Source organism: Bartonella sp. AR 15-3, assembly GCF_002022445.1.
Classification (GTDB): Bacteria; Pseudomonadota; Alphaproteobacteria; order Rhizobiales; family Rhizobiaceae; genus Bartonella.
The window spans coordinates 63,750-82,978 of record NZ_MUYE01000001.1 but is presented as its reverse complement, the minus strand read 5'-3'; the positions used below and the strand labels follow the sequence as shown (position 1 = coordinate 82,978).

At 35.8% G+C, this 19,229-nt stretch carries 15 protein-coding genes and 3 pseudogenes; 1 reads left to right on the top strand and 17 read right to left on the bottom strand.

Features of this window, described 5'->3' with window-relative positions:
- Positions 1-76: 76 nt before the first annotated feature.
- The 3 genes from BAR153v2_RS00365 to BAR153v2_RS00355 form a co-directional block, all read right to left on the bottom strand.
- On the bottom strand, positions 77-910 hold the full coding sequence (locus BAR153v2_RS00365) for a patatin-like phospholipase family protein (protein ID WP_078679823.1): 834 nt from the start codon (positions 908-910) through the stop codon (positions 77-79).
- Positions 911-1,319: 409 nt separating this feature from the next.
- On the bottom strand, positions 1,320-1,877 hold the full coding sequence (gene rsmD / locus BAR153v2_RS00360) for a 16S rRNA (guanine(966)-N(2))-methyltransferase RsmD (RefSeq protein ID WP_078680906.1): 558 nt from the start codon (positions 1,875-1,877) through the stop codon (positions 1,320-1,322).
- Between the two features lies 1 nt (position 1,878).
- Positions 1,879-3,258: a pseudouridine synthase gene (locus tag BAR153v2_RS00355; RefSeq protein WP_078679822.1), complete on the bottom strand. Its 1,380-nt coding sequence runs from the start codon at positions 3,256-3,258 to the stop codon at positions 1,879-1,881.
- Between the two features lie 267 nt (positions 3,259-3,525).
- On the opposite strand from BAR153v2_RS00355, the gene BAR153v2_RS00350 reads away from it, so the two are divergent.
- Positions 3,526-3,978, top strand: coding sequence for a nucleoside deaminase (locus tag BAR153v2_RS00350; protein WP_078679821.1), 453 nt, complete (start codon positions 3,526-3,528; stop codon positions 3,976-3,978).
- A gap of 116 nt (positions 3,979-4,094) precedes the next feature.
- On the opposite strand, the gene BAR153v2_RS00345 is transcribed toward BAR153v2_RS00350, so the two are convergent.
- From BAR153v2_RS00345 to pstB, 14 genes and pseudogenes are all read right to left on the bottom strand, one after another.
- A complete protein-coding gene (locus BAR153v2_RS00345) occupies positions 4,095-4,607 on the bottom strand; it encodes a hypothetical protein (RefSeq protein ID WP_078679820.1) in 513 nt (170 codons plus the stop codon).
- Positions 4,608-4,819: 212 nt separating this feature from the next.
- Positions 4,820-7,733, bottom strand: a pseudogene (gene ileS, locus BAR153v2_RS00340) (isoleucine--tRNA ligase).
- A gap of 254 nt (positions 7,734-7,987) precedes the next feature.
- Positions 7,988-8,380: an outer membrane protein gene (locus tag BAR153v2_RS00335; RefSeq protein ID WP_078679819.1), complete on the bottom strand. Its 393-nt coding sequence runs from the start codon at positions 8,378-8,380 to the stop codon at positions 7,988-7,990.
- A 38-nt stretch (positions 8,381-8,418) separates the two neighbouring features.
- Positions 8,419-8,874 carry a hypothetical protein gene (locus tag BAR153v2_RS00330; RefSeq protein WP_078679818.1) on the bottom strand — a complete coding sequence of 152 codons (456 nt, stop codon included), beginning with the start codon at positions 8,872-8,874 and terminating at the stop codon, positions 8,419-8,421.
- 130 nt (positions 8,875-9,004) lie between these two features.
- Positions 9,005-9,793, bottom strand: a complete 789-nt coding sequence (locus BAR153v2_RS00325) for an outer membrane protein (RefSeq protein ID WP_078679817.1) — start codon at positions 9,791-9,793, stop codon at positions 9,005-9,007.
- 147 nt (positions 9,794-9,940) lie between these two features.
- Positions 9,941-10,777 carry an outer membrane protein gene (locus BAR153v2_RS00320; protein WP_078679816.1) on the bottom strand — a complete coding sequence of 279 codons (837 nt, stop codon included), beginning with the start codon at positions 10,775-10,777 and terminating at the stop codon, positions 9,941-9,943.
- 431 nt (positions 10,778-11,208) lie between these two features.
- On the bottom strand, positions 11,209-11,505 hold the full coding sequence (locus BAR153v2_RS00315) for a hypothetical protein (RefSeq protein WP_078679815.1): 297 nt from the start codon (positions 11,503-11,505) through the stop codon (positions 11,209-11,211).
- Positions 11,506-12,117: 612 nt separating this feature from the next.
- Positions 12,118-12,738, bottom strand: a complete 621-nt coding sequence (locus tag BAR153v2_RS00310; RefSeq protein ID WP_078679814.1) for a ribonuclease D — start codon at positions 12,736-12,738, stop codon at positions 12,118-12,120.
- A pseudogene (locus tag BAR153v2_RS00305) lies at positions 12,731-14,124 on the bottom strand (M20/M25/M40 family metallo-hydrolase). Before BAR153v2_RS00305 ends, BAR153v2_RS00310 begins: the two are co-directional and overlap by 8 nt.
- Positions 14,125-14,199: 75 nt before the next feature.
- Positions 14,200-15,075, bottom strand: coding sequence for a bifunctional DNA-formamidopyrimidine glycosylase/DNA-(apurinic or apyrimidinic site) lyase (gene mutM / locus BAR153v2_RS00300; protein WP_078679813.1), 876 nt, complete (start codon positions 15,073-15,075; stop codon positions 14,200-14,202).
- Positions 15,076-15,104: 29 nt separating this feature from the next.
- A complete protein-coding gene (locus BAR153v2_RS00295; protein WP_078679812.1) occupies positions 15,105-16,352 on the bottom strand; it encodes an aminopeptidase in 1,248 nt (415 codons plus the stop codon).
- 32 nt (positions 16,353-16,384) lie between these two features.
- Positions 16,385-17,235, bottom strand: a pseudogene (locus tag BAR153v2_RS00290) (cell wall hydrolase).
- A gap of 469 nt (positions 17,236-17,704) precedes the next feature.
- Positions 17,705-18,421, bottom strand: a complete 717-nt coding sequence (gene phoU, locus BAR153v2_RS00285; protein WP_078679811.1) for a phosphate signaling complex protein PhoU — start codon at positions 18,419-18,421, stop codon at positions 17,705-17,707.
- 28 nt (positions 18,422-18,449) lie between these two features.
- A complete protein-coding gene (gene pstB / locus BAR153v2_RS00280) occupies positions 18,450-19,208 on the bottom strand; it encodes a phosphate ABC transporter ATP-binding protein PstB (protein WP_244548650.1) in 759 nt (252 codons plus the stop codon).
- Positions 19,209-19,229 lie beyond the last annotated feature (21 nt).

Below are 19,229 nucleotides of genomic sequence, written 5' to 3'. Positions count from 1 at the left end.
AATGTTTCATCTTAATTAAGAAATTTTAAATGAAAAATATAATTTTTGTCTATTCATAGTTAAAAGTTATGCGCTGCTAATGTATCATTTTTCTTTCAACTAATTCTGAAATCTGCCTCTTAGCTTTTTCACGAAAAGGCTCTACATGTTGTAAAATTTCTTTGACATCAAAAAAATTTAAAATTTTTATCCCACTAACAGGAGGACATAATAAAAGATCTAACGTTGCAGACTGCAAACGTGCTGTCACAAGTGCTTGTTGTCCTATAATACCTGCAGCAACAAGACTTTCAAAAACTGAAAGGTGTCCATTTTTACATTCAATAATTGGAAGTCCTGTAACATCAATACCAATTGAAAGATCAACTGGTTCAGTAAAACAATCAAAAGGTACTGGATTACAAACCGCCCCATCAATCAAAAAATCATGATTGCGTAAAACAGGCCTAAATAAACCAGGGAGTGCAGAAGAAGCTGCCAAAGCAGAACGCAAATCTCCTTCTTGAATAACAACCATCTCCGCTGTTTCTAGATTTGAAGCTACAGCACAAAAAGGTATTTTTAATGCACAAAAATCTCGCGGAAAGTTCAATGGTAAAAAATTTTCTAAAATTAACTCCAAATTAAATTGAAAAAGATGCAAACTGCATTCACAAAACTCTCTCCATGACGTTGGTATTAAAGACCATAAACGCTTTAAAATATCATTTGAGTTAGAAAAAGTTGATAAACAATACTCTTTCCAATCAGTCTCTGTCATTCCAAAAGCTACACCAGCACCGACAATAGAACCAATAGAAGATCCTGCAATAACATTTGGTTTCAAACCCAAATCCTCAAATGCCCCAATAACTGGAAGATGACCTAAACCACGAGCTCCTCCACCACCGAATGCTAAACCAATTTTCAATCTATTTCTCCTACATCATGCTTTAATTCCCAAGTAAGTACAAAAAATATTGTCCCCTATGATTACTTTCTCTTATGTTTATAGAAATCGCTTAGAAACGACAATAAAAAATATGCAATCTTTATCTTCCTTTTAGTTCATCCACTAATCTTAGATAACGCGAAATTAATCCTTATGATAACTCGAATACCAATTCTTCAATTATGCTTACTTTAATCCATTAGCTAAAACGAAACTTTGAAACAATTTACTCAATTGCAAAAAACAGCTATTTTCTTTCTCTCAAAATCTTTAACTAAACTGGCAAAAATTCTGCAATAACGAAACAACTTCTCCATAAGGAAATATGGTAAAACTATGTAAAATAATCTTGTTTCAATTTATAGAGAAAAAATTTCTCAAGTGTAAACTACTGTTGAAGTTTGTAGATCCGTATTACTGCATCACTATAAAAACGCTCATCATCCAAATAAAATAGATCAGGCAAATTAATAATCGCTTCTTTTGTCTCTTGAAGAATAAAAAATGTTTCAGTTTTTGCCCATCCTCCTTTAAGAGCTTGAATAAAAGCCTTCTCACCTAAAGAACAACCATAAGGAGGATCTGCAAAAATAACATCAAATGCGCGTATTGTCCCAATATTTCCAAGTTTGGTTGCATCACGGCGTAAAATTCGCCCAACACCTTGTAACCCCAAAGTTTCAATATTTTTTTGAATTAAACTACGCCCCTTTATTGAATTTTCAACAAAAACAGCTGCTTTTGCTCCTCGTGAAAGCGCTTCAATTCCTATAGCACCAGTGCCTGCGAAAAGATCAAGAACACGCTTATTTGTCCAAAAATTTTCTTCCCGGCTCATAAGAATATTAAAAATGCTTTCACGCGTACGATCACTTGTTGGACGAATGGATCGACCAAGAGGTTTTGCCAAAACATGCCCTGAAAACTTACCGCTGATAACTCGCACGTTATCCTCTGGATCGCTTAGATATTCTTGCACCATGATCATATCTCTTAAACTGTTTCATGGTCTTATTAAACAACTTAGATTTCCGTTCATTATTTAAAAAATATCCATCATGATCATCTTTAATAATCTTACCCTCCCTTTTAAATAATTGATCTTTTTTGTTTAAAATACGTGATTCAACGGAAGTTATTTTGCTGCGTTTTTTAGAAAAATCAATACACTTATCTTTTTCTACTCGTCTTTCTAATCGTTTTTCCTTTCCTCTATCAGTAGATTTTTTATCAATCCAATTGCTCTTACGATCATGATGATTATTTGCATTAGAAGAGGACTTCTTACGTGTAATCTGCGGACAAGCACCAGGAGCCATCCAAACATTAGAACAACGTGAACGTAAAAAAGCACGCTCTTCTTTGCCGCCCTTGTTTTGATCTTTCCCTCTTAATTTTTCATCAATTTTTTTACTTAATTGTGCCTGACTATGCCCAGAAAATTTTCTTTTTTTTCCATATAAAAGACTTTCTTTGCTAGAGATAATCCAACTATCCTTAATCACAGGAGCTTTTGTACTGTTTTGTTTTTCAACAACAGTAGAATTTGAAAAAGGTTTAAGAATAGGCGCATCAAAATTCGCATTAGCTTGCAAAATCAAACGTTCTCCTAATTGTTCACGCAACACTCGGCCTTTTAATTCACGAACTGCACCTTCTTTTAAATCAGATAATTGAAATGGGCCATACGACACGCGAATTAAACGATTCACCGATAACCCTAAAGCTCCCAAAACATTCTTAATTTCACGATTTTTTCCTTCACGTAAAGCTACAGAAAGCCATACATTCGATCCCTGATCGCGTTCAATCGAAGCTTCAATTGAACCATAAAAAATCCCATTAACTGCAATACCATTCTTTAAATCTTGAAGTGCACTTTGTTTAACTTTTCCATGAGCTCGAACCCGATATTTGCGTACCCATCCCGTTAAGGGAAGCTCCAATACACGTGCTAAACCACCATCATTGGTTAAAAGCAAAAGTCCTTCTGTATTAATGTCAAGCCTCCCCACAGAAAGAACACGAGGCATATCTTTTGGCAAATTATCAAATACTGTTGGTCTCCCTTGAGGATCACGATTGGTTGTAATAAACCCTGTTGGTTTGTAATAAAGCCATAACCGTGTTCGTTCTATAGGAGGTAAAGACTTATTATCAACTGTAATAACATCAGAGCGAGTAACATTAAAAACAGGTGTAGTTACAACTGCACCATTAACAACAATACGACCTGCAGCAATCATCATCTCTGCATCACGCCGTGATGCTAATCCGGCACGTGCTAATCTTTTAGCAATTCTTTCACTTTCACTTTTTTCGCTCATTTTCTTTTCATTTCGATTTTTTTAATTGTATAGAAAATTTATCATGCACACTATGTCATTTATTCTGAAAAGAGGAGAAGTGCAATTGTTCACCATATTCTATCATTTAATATCCTCGTCCCCATTTACTTTTAAAGTAGCTCTAAACACTTTTAAGACGTAATGAAACTCTTTATTGCACAATGTATAATAATAAAAAAGCTTGCTCACTTCATAGACCTCTATAATATAATTTTTTAGTTACTTATACTTCAATGGAAGAATAATATGAGACTTACTCCTATGGAAATAGCTCTTTTAGAAGCACAATCAGCAAAAAAACAAGATGAAGTTCCCGTAGGAGCAGTTATCACACATGGTCAAACAATCATTGCGCGTGCTGGCAATTACACAAAAAAATCACATGATCCTACAGGACACGCGGAAATGCGTGTTATTCGCATAGCTTGTCAAATCTTCAAAAGTGAAAGAATTCCTGAATGCGATCTTTATGTAACACTCGAACCATGCACTATGTGTGCCGCAGCCATTTCATTTGCACGCATAAGAAACTTGTATTATGCAACCAAGGATTCAAAGGGCGGCGCTATTGAACACGGATCGCGTTTCTATCAACAATCAACCTGTCATCATAAACCTAATGTTTATTCTGGTTTTAAAGAAAAAGAAGCCTCTCAATTGCTTAAAGACTTTTTTATACAAAAACGGCATCAAAAATAAACTTTACTTCAACCTAAATATCCTAAGCTTTAAACAACAAAAACTCTTTTTTAATTCTTATTGCTTCCTACTTGCAAACTGCAGTTTCTTGTCTCATTTTTTATTTATTTTTCTTTTTATTCCGCAGGTGCAGTTACTGCTGGTTGACGATAAATTAAAGGTGGCTCACTAAGGTAGCGACGATAATTTGCATTCCCACCAATAGCTTCCTTTCTCCGACGCAAATATTCCTCACGTTGTTGTTTTTCATTAAGCTGTACAACACCCTTTGGATCATCAAAATTAGCATTCATTTTATTAGCCCCCACTCCATTTCGCAAATTTTTCTGAAACTGCTTTGACATCTCTATCTCATTATGAGAATTAATCTCCGCACTGTCCACCTGAGGTAGAGGTAAATTTACACGCGCACTAGGTTCTGGAAATACAAGTTGCGAGCGCTGTTTCATCACAAGCTGACTATTCTTATTTTTTGATCTTAATGAAGCAAGATTAGTTATATCATCAAAAAATTGTAATGAAACTGTTTTATCCGTACCGTAAGTAGGACCAGACAAATTACACCCCGTCAATATATAACATACACTCAGCGTACTTGCTAAAAATATTTTCATTGCATATTTATTCATTGCTCACCCACTTTCCTCAGCGCACAGTTCACTGACATTATACTGCCAATAACGTACAAATTGCCTATTCATAGATAAAACAACACATGTTATTTCTAACATAAATTTCCTCTCCATCAACGATAGAATTTAAGTGATGTTTAAACTATCGAATACCGCCCTTTCACACTGCCCTGCTCAAAGCATCTTCTACTAAAATAGGTGTGAACCTTTTAAACTTTTCCAAGCGCTTGTAATTCTCGTAAAGCAGCTGCATCACGAGCAGAGACATCAGGATAATTTGGATCACTCCCAACATCTTGTGTATAACGCCATGATCGAGCACATTTAATACCCACAGCCTTATTCGAATATACACCAACACCTTCAACATCGCTCAAAGCAAAAGCATCTGAAGGAGGTGTATCTTGAACGATTGTTAGAGCACTGGTAATGCAAATCTCTGCCATATCTAAATTGTCCAAAGATTCTAATAAAACCGGATTAGAAATAAAAACAACAGGTGCTGCCTCTAAAGATGACCCAATACGTCTATTTGCTCGCTCAATCTCTAAAGCACCCGTCACAACTTTACGAACCTGTCGGACTTTTTTCCAACGTTCTGCTAAAAGTTCACTTTTCCATTCTGCTAACACAGGACGAAACTGCTGCAAATGCACCGAACAACTTTCTGGATAACGCTCTAACCAAGCTTCTTCCATTGTAAAAGGTAACATTGGGGCAAGCCACGTTACCATTCGATCAAAAATTTCACGAATAACTTGCAAAGATGCTTTACGTTTTCTTGATGAAGGCGGATCGCAATAAAGAGTATCTTTACGAATATCAAAATAAAACGCCGATAATTCAACAATTGAAAAATCTAATAATGCACGCATAATTTTCTTAAAATCAAACTCATCATAGGATCGATTAATCAACTGATCAAGTTCATAAAGCCGATGCAATATCAATTTTTCAAGATCTGGTAGTGTACAATAAGGTATTTCTTCTCCTTCATCATAAACTAAAGTGCCAAGCATCCAACGAATCGCATTCCGCAATTTGCGATATGAATCCACATTCATTTGAAGAATCTTTTTACCCAAACGCTGATCTTCCCAATAGTCAGTTGTCATCACCCAAAGACGAAAAATATCAGCACCAGATGTTTTAATAATATCTTGTGGCATAATCGTATTGCCAAAGGATTTAGACATTTTTTTGCCATTCTCATCCAAAGTAAAACCATGTGTAACAACAGCTTTATAGGGTGCACAAGCTCGTGTTCCACAACTTTCTAAAAGAGAAGACTGAAACCATCCACGATGCTGGTCAGATCCTTCAAAATAAACATCAGCAGGCCATTTCAAGTCAGCACGGTCTTCTAATACAAAACTATGACTCGCTCCAGAATCAAACCAAACATCTAAAATATCATAGACCTGTGTCCAAGTTTCATGGACACGTTCACCTAGAAAACGTTCACGAGCTCCTTCTGTAAACCACGCATCTGCCCCTTCTGCTTCAAAAGCTTCTAAAATACGTTTATTCACTTGCTCATCTTTAAGAATAACCCCCTCCTCATTAACAAAAATACAAATTGGAACACCCCAAGCACGCTGACGAGAAAGCACCCAATCTGGACGATCTGCAATCATAGAAACCAAACGATTTTGAGCGGAAGGTGGAACAAAACGTGTCATCATAACAGCGTCCAAAGCTCGGCTACGTAAGGTTGAACCATCACCCAGATCTTTATCCATTGCAATAAACCATTGAGGCGTGTTACGGAAAATAATTGGTTTTTTTGAACGCCAACTATGCGGATAAGAATGTTTTAAACGACCACGTGCAAATAATAGCCCTGCTTTCATTAAAGCATTAATAACTTCTTTATTAGCATTACCCATTTTTCCATTATCATCAATAACACGGATAGCTCCTTCCTTACGATCTGGTCCAAAACCCGGGACATCTTTCGTATAAAAACCTGCATCATCAACAGGAAAAGGTATAGTAGTGTCAATACCAGCTTGCTCCAATACAGACCTGTAAGCATTCCAAATTTCAAAATCCTCACGCCCATGGCTAGGTGCTGTATGGACAAAACCTGTACCAACATCCTCTGTCACATGGGAGCCATCAAGCATCGCAATCCTATAATTGTATCCCCAGCTAAACCTTTAAGTGGATGAGAAAGAATAAGAGTTTTAAGTTCATCAGCGCACACAGAACGCAAACGCTTTAAAACAAGTTTTGCTTTTTCTGTACAACTCTCAACTAAAGCATCAGCAAAAAGAAGTTTTTCTCCAACCTGAGGACCAAAATCATTTTCTGCGCTTTCAACAAGATAAACGCCATAAGAAATTTGTGAAGAGTAACTAACTGCACGATTACCAGGAATTGTCCATGGCGTTGTTGTCCAAATCACAACATAGGTATCATATAAATCACAAGAACGCGTTTCCAAAATAGGAAATTTAACCCAGATAACATCAGATTCATGATCATGATACTCAATTTCTGCTTCAGCCAAAGCTGTACGCTCAACAACAGACCACATCACAGGTTTTGAACCACAATAAAGTTGATCAGACATAGCAAATTTTATCAATTCGCTAGCAATGCGTGCCTCCGAATGAAAAGCCATCGTCGTATAAGGATTTTTAAAATCCCCCACAATGCCAAGTCTCTTAAATTCTTCGCTTTGAACTATTATCCAAGACTGCGCAAAATCACGACATTCCTGACGAAATTCACTAAGAGGAACATCATCTTTGTTTTTCCCTTGAGCGCGATACTTTTCCTCAATTTTCCACTCAATTGGAAGTCCATGACAATCCCAACCAGGAACATAATTCGCATTAAAACCTCGCATTTGAAACGAACGAACAATAACATCCTTTAAAACTTTGTTTAAAGCATGCCCAATATGAATATTGCCATTTGCATAAGGTGGACCATCATGAAGAATGTAAGACGGACGATCTTTCGCTTGTTGTCGCAATTGAGTATAAAGATCTATCTCTTCCATCGCTTTATTAATTCAAGCTCTTTTTGCGGCAAACCTGCACGCATAGGAAAATCAGTTTTGGGTAAATAAAGAGTTTTTGAGTAATCTATCACTTCATTTTTCACAGACATTGTGAAATATTCCCGTTCACTTTTACTATTTTATTTTTACCATTTCCCTGAACTCTGAAAATATAGTTATCTAATCTATGAAGGAAGCTAGACTAATAATTTGTACTCAGCAGTGATCAAGAATATATAAAACCACAAATTACGTGGCTTTATCATGAAACCATTAAAAAAGAAAACAAAAAAATAACTCTTAAAAAAAAAGACCCTACGTAAGTAGAGCCTTGTTATAATGAAAGTTTAAATTTCTCAATAAATTAGAATTTATAAGCTACACCAACACGAAAGTCATTGGTTTTATAACTAAGCTCAACTTCTCCTTTTGCAAATTTCTTTTTACCAAAATCTGAATAACGATACTCGGCACGCATAACAACATTATCAATCATTGCAACATCAACACCACCACCAAAGGTATAACCGACCATTTTCTTTCCTTCAACTGTCTCAGCCTCTCTCTCAAATAAGGAGACCGATAAAATATCTTTGAGGTCCACATAAGAAACACCAGCAGCAATATAAGGCATAATATGACCAGCAGAAAAACCTATACGTACCCGTGTAGCACCAGTCCATTTTTCTTTTAAAGTGTGATTTAAAATGGTGACACCCCCTTGTGCACTATTTGCTTTCAGAATATGATGATACATTGCACTCTTATTTCTCGAGCTTCCTAAAGGATTGAATATCACCCCCCACTTTCATTTAAGCTCTTGTTCCGATACATTGGTATACCACCATTATCAATGATAACAGTTCGGCTATCTTCTTTTCCGGACCACATTATATCCGTATCAGCACCTACAATAAGATTATTACCAATGCCAATATTGAGACCTGTATAAATACCACTTCTCATACCCAATGGTTTAGGCAAAAAAGTCGAATCAACTGCATACCATTTATCATTTTTATTATTATCATTACTATCTACTAATAAGGCCGCTTCAAGATCCACAGCCTTTGAAGTAACCGTACTTGAAAAATTACTAATCTGACCACCAATATAAAAACCCGTCCAAGAAAACTGAGAAGAAGTTGATGACGATACTGGTTCTTGAAATAACATACGTTCTGATGCTTGCACTACGGGAACACAAGCTGAACTAATAGTTAGTATAAAAAAGAAAGACTTAATACTCATAGATTTATCTCCATGTAAATTTCGAAGTATATTCTATATATACTTAATTGAAAATCTGTAGTAGAAATAACACAATAAACAAATCTCTGCCTCAAAGCAGAGATTCTTTATAATCTAATCTTCCAATAAACTAGAATTTATACGCTACACCGACACGAAAGTCATTGGTTTTATAACTAAGCTCACCATCTTCTTCCGCAAATTTCTTTTTACCAAAATCTGAATAACGATACTCAGCACGCATAACAACATTATCAGTCATTGCAACATCAATACCACCACCAATACTATAACCAACTAGAATCTTCGTTTCATCTAATTTCACTTCATTTATACCTACATTTTGTTTTTGAGTATTGCTGCTCTTTACTTCAAAAACACTTTGAAGCTGCACATAAGAAACACCACCAGAAACATAAGGCATCACACGATCTACTATAAAACCAACACGCATCCGCGTAGCACCTGCCCATTTTTCTTTTAAGACATAGTCAAATCTATCATTCGGACGCTTAATAAACCTGTAAGTTACCTTTTCAATGTCGCCTGGTACATTAACCACTTTTGTATATTTTTTTCCAGACCACACCATATCAGTATCAATGCCTAAAATAAGGTCTTTGCCCAAACCAACATTCGAACCTGCATAAACACCCCCTATAAAGCCTGAAAGCTCAGGTGATAGCAATTTAGAATCTTCGCTTGCATCATTTTTATCTTTTAAAGTAGCTTCACCTGAGAAACCACCAATCTGACCGCCAAAATAAAAACCTGTCCAAGAAAAACTGCTAGAAGATGCAATCAACGGCACTGGTTGATAACTCTGTGACTGATGCGGTTTCATAATATCAGCTGCTTGCACTATAGAAACTGGAATAAAAACCCAAATAAAAGCCATCATTAAATTTCTTACATTCATACAATATTCTCCTACTTCTAATTACCCAATCTGGATTTTATAAAATATTTTATTTGGAATATCTGTAGCTCAAATGATACTTTCGCGGAAAAAAATAAAGGCCCTATCTTTGACAGGACCTCTTTGTGACTTAAATTTTATAATAAATTAGAATTTGTAAGCTACACCAACGCGGAAATCATTGGCTTTATAACTAACTTCAAGTTTGTCATTATGTAACTTCTTTTTACCGAAATCTGAGTAACGATACTCTGCACGAAGCATTACATTATCAGTCATAGCAAAATCAACACCAGCCGCAAGAGTATAGCCGATCATTGTTTTTGATTCATCAACTGTATTTGTCTGACTAGAAGTTTCTGTTTCATCATTTCTTTGCACAGGCATTTTCCCCTGACTAACTGATGTTTCAAGAGTGTCTTGAAGCTGTGTATAAGCAACACCTCCAGCGACATAAGGCATAATACGATCAGCAGCAAAACCAATACGAACCCGTGTAGCACCAGCCCACTTCTCTTTTAAAGTATGATTATATTTCGTAATTTCAGCCTCTTTTGCATTCTCTGGCTGCTCTTCTCTTTGTTGTTTTGCGTTTTGATCTTTTAATTCAACTGCCACTGTGTGTTCTTTTGTATCTTTCTGTCCAGACAGAACAATATCCGTATCAACACCTAGAATCAGGCCGTTTCCTAAATCAACATTCGAACCTGCATAAAAACCACCCATAAAACCTGAAGGCTTAGACCACAAAGCTTTATTAAGCGAATCCCATTTATTAAGATCCTCAGCATCACGGCTGCTAAAAGAAGTCTTACTAGAAAAACCACCAATCTGACCACCAAAATAAAAACCCGTCCAAGAAAAAGCTGGAGCAACAACAATTGTTTCTCCTACTTCTTGAGGAACTGTAATATCCGCTGCTTGCACCGCAGAAGCTGTCATTAAAGCAACAACAGATGCCGTCATTAAACATTTTATATTCATAAATTTGCTCCATAGCTAATGTTCATAGACATATATGTTACACACTTCCTTCAAAATATCTGTAGTAAAAATGATACAGACACAAAAAAACCATAATTACACGCGAGAATTTTATTTTTTCTTATTTGTAGATATAAAAACAGAACATTGTAGCCATAAAGCTCGCTATTTCCAAAATTTCTTAATTACTAAAATTCGAGTAACCGAGTAATATTGATTTATGCAATCAATAATATCATTTATAATTAAATCACATCTTGAGTTGTATTCAGTTATCAAGAATATTCTTCTAGCTACCGACTTTTCTCGCTGACTAGAAACAAAATTAAGCCCCTGTAACCAGTGATAACAAAATTTATTCCCGAATAAAAAACACATGTACAAACCGCACGCTTATCAACTACCAACTCATTGGATTTAACTTAGATAAACTAGGTCTTTTTTTTTCTGTGATTAGATACCCCTGATCCTTTCTTTTTTTTACATTTTATCTTCCTTGAATCATTCGATGCAAAAATCACACCCTCTGGTTCTGTTATTTCTTCCCATTTACTGTAAACACTATGACCATCAACTAGAAAAAAATCTTTTAAAGATTTCTCATTCCATTCACTAACACGAAAAGTTGAAGAAATAAGTGGTATCTCCTCTTTAAGATCAAATCCTTGAACTGTAGAAGCCGTCATCATAGTGAAACTCATTACTATAATAAAATACTTTATATTCATAACTTATCTCCATATAATAAAATACAAAACGTGTCTTTTATAAATCATTTCATAACACATATCTACAAAAAAATGATATGCGCATAGAAAAAACCTGTCTTTGACAACCTCTTCCTATAAATTACCCTCATAACACATTAAAATTTACGAAATTCACCAATGCAAAAATCATTACTAAAGAAAATTTTAAATTTTAAATAAAATCTGAATAATGTTATCGCTTAACACTTTAAATTTAAGGGTAACCCTAGAAAAAAGAAGATATCTTTATTTTATCTATCTCATCACCAATCCAATATGCTTTTCATAAGTCCAACTTGATTTGAAAAATACCTTACCAAATTCTCTGAATAGCATGTTCACTTACCAGCCGTATTCCTAAAGATAATCCTAATAACGACACAAAACCTCATCTTTATAAAAGATTTATTTGTAACCTACTATTATATTTTATAAAAACATAATGTATTTTATTTTTTGCAAAAATGACAGTTGACACTTCTCAAAATGATATAGGAAAATGGATAAATAAAGATTTGTAATGTACAGATATTCTGTATAACGATATCAACTATTTCTTCTGTTTCCGATCTCAGAAATAAATTTTAAAGCTCAAACATGTGCAAAAATATCAACTTCTGCCCATCCCAAAAGATCAAGCTTTGCTCTTACAGGCAAAAATTGAAAACACGCTTTTGCAATATCTTCGCGTTCTTCACGTTTTAAACGTTCTTCAAATATACTTTTTAAACGATGTAGATATAAAACATCAGATGCCGCATATTCAATTTGTGCACGCGATAAAGCATCTGCTGCCCAATCTGATGATTGTTGCTGCTTAGAAATATTAACATTCAATAATTCACTACAAATTTCCTTCAAACCATGCCGATCCGTATAAGTACGCGTCAGTTTTGAGGCAATCTTTGTGCAAAAAACAACATCGGGCATCACAGCAAATGTATGCGCTAAAATAGCAAGATCAAAACGCCCAAAATGAAATATTTTCGTAATTTTTTTATCTTCAAGCAATGTAACTAAATTAGGAGCTCTATTTTGTCCTTTAGCAATCTGTATAATATCAGCAGTACCATCCCCAGAAGAAAGTTGAACCACACATAAACGATCACGGTGTGGTTGCAACCCTAAAGTTTCGGTATCGATTGCAACAGAATCAACACAATAATTATCCAAATTTGGTAAGTCACCTTGATGAATACGAATCTCAGCCATTTATTCTCCTGTTTGCTAGGGCAGCAAGAATGCGTGCCCAAGACCTTTGCCCCTTATGAAATGATTTTAAATTATATTTCTCATTAGGTGAATGAATCCTATCATCAGCTAATGCAAATCCAACTAAAATAGTTTCCATATTAAAAATTGATTGAAAGTCCCCAACGATTGGAATAGATCCCCCATAGCCGTTAATAAAGCAGGCGTCCCCCATTCCTGAAATAAAGCGTCTTGTGCTACTTGAATAAAAGGCGAATTATAAGAAAGTTGAATTGCTGGAGAAGCACCATGCTCTTTAAATGCAACTTTACAATCTGCAGGAATAAGAGAGCGCACATAATTACGAAAAGTTTGGCGTATCTTTTCTGGTTTCTGCTTATGCACTAAACGAAAAGAAACTTTTGCACATGCTTGAGAAGCAATCACCGTCTTAAATCCTTTGCCCTCATATCCTCCACTAATGCCGTTAATTTCTGCTGTAGGACGAGCCCATATTTGTTCTAAAAGACTCCGTCCCTTTTCTCCAGCAGGAATAGAAAGACCAATAGGATTAAGAAATGTCTCAGCATTACAACCAAGTTTATCCCATGATTGTAAAATTTGTAAAGGCGTCTCTTCTACACCATCATAAAATCCAGGAAGTGTTACTCCACCATTTTCATCATGAAGCCCTGCCAAAATTTTAGTTAAAATACGAATAGGATTAGCTGCTGCGCCTCCAAAATAACCTGAGTGCAGATCACAATTAGCTGCCGTAACAATAATCTCTTCTTCTAGAATCCCTCGAAGACCGACAGAAATCGATGGTGTATTTGCATCCCACATTGAGGTATCACAAACTAATGCACAATCAGCCTTCAATTCATTAATATTTTCCTTTAAAAAAGGAATAAGTGAAGGCGAACCACTTTCTTCTTCACCTTCCAACAATATAGTAACCTTTACAGGAAGCTGTTTTGTTTCCTCTTTAAAAGAACGACATGCTTCAATAAAAGTCATAAGCTGGCCTTTATCATCTGAAGCACCTCGAGCACAGATAATCTTGTTTCCATTTTTCTCTTTTAAAGAAGGTTCAAACGGATTATTCTCCCATAAATCCAGTGGATCAACTGGTTGTACATCATAATGCCCATAAAATAATACATGCAAACAATCATCAAAAGGTCCTGGATGATGAGCAACAACCATTGGATGACCAGGTGTATCACGGCGTGACGCTGTGAAACCTATACTCTTCAAATCTTCCACCAGCCAATCAGCTGTTTTACGACATTCATCTTTATATGCTGGATCTGTAGAAATAGATTGAAAACGTAAAAGAGAAAAAAGATGTTCAAGATTTTTTTCTAGATTCCTATCAAGATGCTCTAACACTTTATTAAGCATAAAAAAAACCTTCCAATCTTCGAAAATTATAGATATGACTTTAAGCTTGTTACAAAATTTTGCAAGACACATTATTCATTTTTGACATTGTGGACAATAAAAGCTTGAACGCCCTGACTGTAAAATACGCACAATAGGTTCCTTACAATTCAAACATTCTTTTCCTTCACGTCCATAAACCGAAAAATAATGTTGAAAGTATCCAAATGAACCATCTGCATGCATATAATCACGTAAAGAAGCCCCTCCAGAAATAATTGCTTCAGTAATCAAATTACATATATTTTGTGCAAGAAAATTTGCAGACTCCAGCATATATACATCTTCTAATGCCAATGTAAATGCACTACGCTGTGGCGATAAATGACTACGCCAAAGTGCTTCACAAACATAAATATTCCCCAGGCCAGCAACAATAGACTGATCAAGCAAAGCTGTTTTCAGAGATGTTTTTTTATTGGCAAAAGCTTTTTTTAAATAAGCACCAGAAAGCGTATTCTCCGTAGGCTCAACCCCTAGCCTTTTTAAAAGTGGATGTTCATAAAGCTTTGCTGTATCTGTTAAAAGTATAAAACCAAAACGGCGAACATCATTATAAGTGAGACGATAAATTTTATCATCTTTTGCTTGAACCTTTATAATACAATGATCATGTGCAACTAATTTGTCTATAGAAGAATGCTCTTTTCTTAAAAATTCATCCTCTATACGCCACAATCCTGACATACCTAAATGACTCAAAATTGTCTCATTATGTGAAAGATAAAATAATAAATATTTCGCGCGACGACTAAGTCTTATGATCGTTCTACCCACCAATCGCTCAGAAAATGCTTCTGGAAAAGGAAAACGCAAATTTTTATGATTAAGTTTAACAGATATAATTTTTGCGCCAGTTAAAAGTGGATCGAGTCCACGGCGAATTGTTTCTACTTCAGGAAGTTCAGGCATTATCTCCCCAATGATTTCATATGTATAAATTAAGCCCACTCACCCTGACGAAATACAGGAATTTTTGCACCATTCTGCCTAACACCGTCTATGTTGATTTCATTTGATCCAATCATCCAATCAATATGAATAATACTCTTATTCCCACCACGCATCTCAATCTCTTCTGTCGTCAATGCTGCTCCATTTAAAAAACATTTAGAATAACATTGCCCTAAAGCAATATGACATGCAGCATTTTCATCAAACAACGTATTATAAAAAAGTAAACCGCTCTTAGAAATAGGTGAAGAATGGGGAACAAGAGCAACTTCGCCCAATCGACTAGCACCCTCATCACTTTGTAAAACTTTTTGCAAAACTTCTTGTCCCTTTGAAGCCGATGCACTGACAATGCGTCCTGCTTCAAAACGCACTTCAATATTATCAATGAGCATTCCTTGATAAGAAAGTGGCTTCGTTGAACGAACAAAACCATCAACTTTATAAGCGTGAGGGGTTGTAAATACTTCTTCAGTAGGAATATTAGGGTTACAGACAACGCCATTTTGAGCAATCGAGGCACCTCCATGCCATTCATGTTCATCAGCTAAACCAACCATTAAATCGGTTCCTGGGCCTGTAAAATGCAAAGCAATAAAACGTTGCTCATTAAGCCAAGATGAACGTTGTTTTAAATTAGCATTGTGCGCATGCCATGCATATACAGCATTATCCTGTGTCACACGTGAAGCAGAAAAAATAGCTTCTGCTAATTTCTGAATTGCTTCACCAAGAGGCAAATCAGGAAACATTGCTGTAGCCCATCCCGCTGTTGGATAAGCTATAATTGACCAGTTAATCGCAAAATTCGATATTTTATTAAGAGCTGGCTGATAAGCTATTGAAGTGGCTTTATTCAAACATGAAACCTTATTCCAATCTTGATTGGAAAGCAACAACGGATTATCTCCAACAATTGCCAAACGTGCAGCTCCATTTTCAAATGCTTTTGCCATTCCTTCATAAAGCCAAGAAGGTGCACAATCAAAACTAGCAGGATGCGCATTTTCAAAACGAATAAGTGATAATGCTTCATCACCAAACAATGGTGTAATAACGCCAGCACCAGCTTTATAAGCATGATAAGCTATCTGGCGAACCAAAGGTAAAGCTGTAACTGGAGCTGTCAAAACAAGATCCTGCCCTTCTTGTAAATTGAGTCCTACCTTTACTGCGACTTCTGCAAGGCGATCAAGCATTTCAGGAGAAATCATTTCATCAAGATCAAAACGCATAACCCTTATCTCTTATTTTAACTACAAAAAAATTACCGTTTCTTATATCGTTCTTCCAACATTGCAACAACTGCATTTAACTGGTGTGTTGAAGGCATAATAGCATACGCCAAAATTGTTGTGTTTTCTCTTAGCTCATCTTCACGACGAGGTGCAGATATAGGAATAGGGATTCTATCAAGCAGTGCAACAGCAAAAGGTACAGAACTCTTTCTATCTGCTTGTGCAATCTCTATTGAAACAGGTATTTCCTGGATTTCTTCTGTTTTTATTTCTCTACTGTTTACACTTGAATTCATAAAGTTGGTCATATTACCAGAACGTTCTTGAGAAAAAGCAAACGCAACATCATAAGGACGGTCATTAACAGGAACTTGAAGCGATCCATCATGCAAACGTTTTTCGTAGAAAGCGTTGCCCCTGCGACACGAACATAGTGCATATTTTTATAAGGAAAAGATAAACCAGCAGTATGGAAAAACATAGCATTTTTACTTTTCTTATCTCGCTCACCACGTAAAACAGCATCGGCAGCTTCTTTAACACGAGCAACAGATGCTTTCTCAAGCATAGGGCGTGTTAAAACACCCGGAGCAAATTGCTTGCGCTGACCCACAACACCACAAATAGTCTTTGGATAAGCACTTGAATTTACACGATTCATAACAACCGTTCCAACAGCAATCATTCCTTCACGACTTGAACGATTTGATTCAAAATACATTGCACGCATAAGACATTGGCGTTCTGTCAACGAATACTCAACTGATTTAGTTTTTTTATAGTCGCTCGCTTTTTGAAGCTTCACATGATTTGAGGAGCACCCAACAATAACGGACGATATAACGCAAAGAACAATAATAACCCACTGATTTTTTTTCATTTTACAAAATACGTTCCTATGTCTTCAAATATCAAAAATTCAAATGAATTTTTAAATACAAATCAAAAAAGTATACAATTAATTGCTTAATTGCTAATTTTTCAGTTAATTTTTAACATATATAATCTAACCATCAAAAAACTCTTATACACAAAAAACAATAAAAAAATCTTAATTTAAAACATCTCTCATTGCCTAAGTAATTGAATGAAACATTGTATCATTCTTAAGTTTCAAATATAACCTTACAAGACTAATATCTCTACAATTACTATAGTATTTGATAACCAATAAACATTCACACCTCAGCACCATCCAAAAACTTTTTACACAAAAAAATAAAACTGAGGAGATACATAAATTTTCTAATCTCAAATGCGATTCAAAACAGACTTAGAAGTCTTATGGAGCATGCCTAACAATAAAGTCTACCCCTCTTTAATAATCGGTTCATTTAAAGTAAAAAAGCCTAATCTGTTTTCTTCTCACTTACTCCAACTTTATACGTCATGTCATCACGGGAACGACCAGACGTCATATGATGACCTGTAATAATATAATGAAGCGTTTCAGCAATATTAGTAACATGATCACCAATCCGTTCAATATTTTTTGCGCAAAAAAGTAAGTGTGTACAAACTGTAATATTACGCATATCTTCCATCATATAAGTTAAAAGTTCACGAAAAAGAGACGTATACAAAGCGTCAATTTTATCATCACTTTCGCGTACTGCATCAATGCGATCTAATAAACGACTCGTATAAGCGTCAAGGACTTCCTTTAACTGATTGCGTGCTAAAGCTGTAATTGTTTCAAGCCCACGGTAAAAAGCTGCAGATTGACGTGTTTCCGAAATAGCAACTGTCCGCTTTGCGATGTTTTTCGCCATATCTCCAATTCGCTCAAGATCGGAAGCAATACGGATAGCACCAACAATTTCACGTAAATCAACAGCCATTGGTTGGCGTTTACAAATAATGGTAATCGCTTTTTCATCAAGATCACGTTCTGCTTCATCCAAAAATAAATCATCGGCAATAACTGTAGCCGCTAACTCAGAATCATCACACACAATTGATGCCACAGCACGTTCAATCATTCTTTCAGCATAGCATCCCATTTCCGAAATCTTGGATTCCAAATATTCTAATTCTATATCATAAGAATGAACAATATGGCTCATGATAGTACCCTTATACCCTTCAATTCACTTACCCAAAACGCCCGGTAATATAATCCTGCGTCCGTTGCTCTTTTGGTGAAGTAAACATCATTTCTGTTGCACCAACTTCGACCAAATGCCCTAAATGAAACATAGCCGTATATTGAGAAACACGTGCTGCCTGTTGCATAGAGTGTGTCACAATAACAATCGTATAATTTTGTCTCAACGCATCGATCAGCTCTTCAATACGCGCTGTCGCAATTGGATCAAGAGCTGAACAGGGCTCATCCATCAATATAACTTCAGGACTTATAGCAATAGCACGCGCAATACATAAACGTTGTTGCTGCCCGCCTGATAAACTCGTGCCTGGCCCATGAAGACGATCTTTTACTTCTTCGAATAATCCCGCTTGTATTAAACTTTTTTCGACAATATCCTGTAATTCACTACGAGATTTCACTAAACCGTGAATACGTGGCCCATAAGCAACATTTTCAAAAATAGATTTTGGAAAAGGATTAGGTTTTTGAAAAACCATTCCAACACGTGCACGCAATTCTACAACATCAATACGTGAGTTATAAATATCTTCCTCATCTAAAGTAATCAAACCTGTTACTTTAGCACCTTCAATTGTATCATTCATACGGTTAAAACACCGTAAAAAAGTCGATTTTCCACAACCTGAAGGCCCAATTAATGCAGTGACTTGATGTTCAATAATATCAAGAGTAATGCCATGAATAGCCTCTTTCTTTCCATAAAAAACACGAACATCTTGACCACGCATTTTGATCTTCATACTAGATTCAACCTTAGTTTT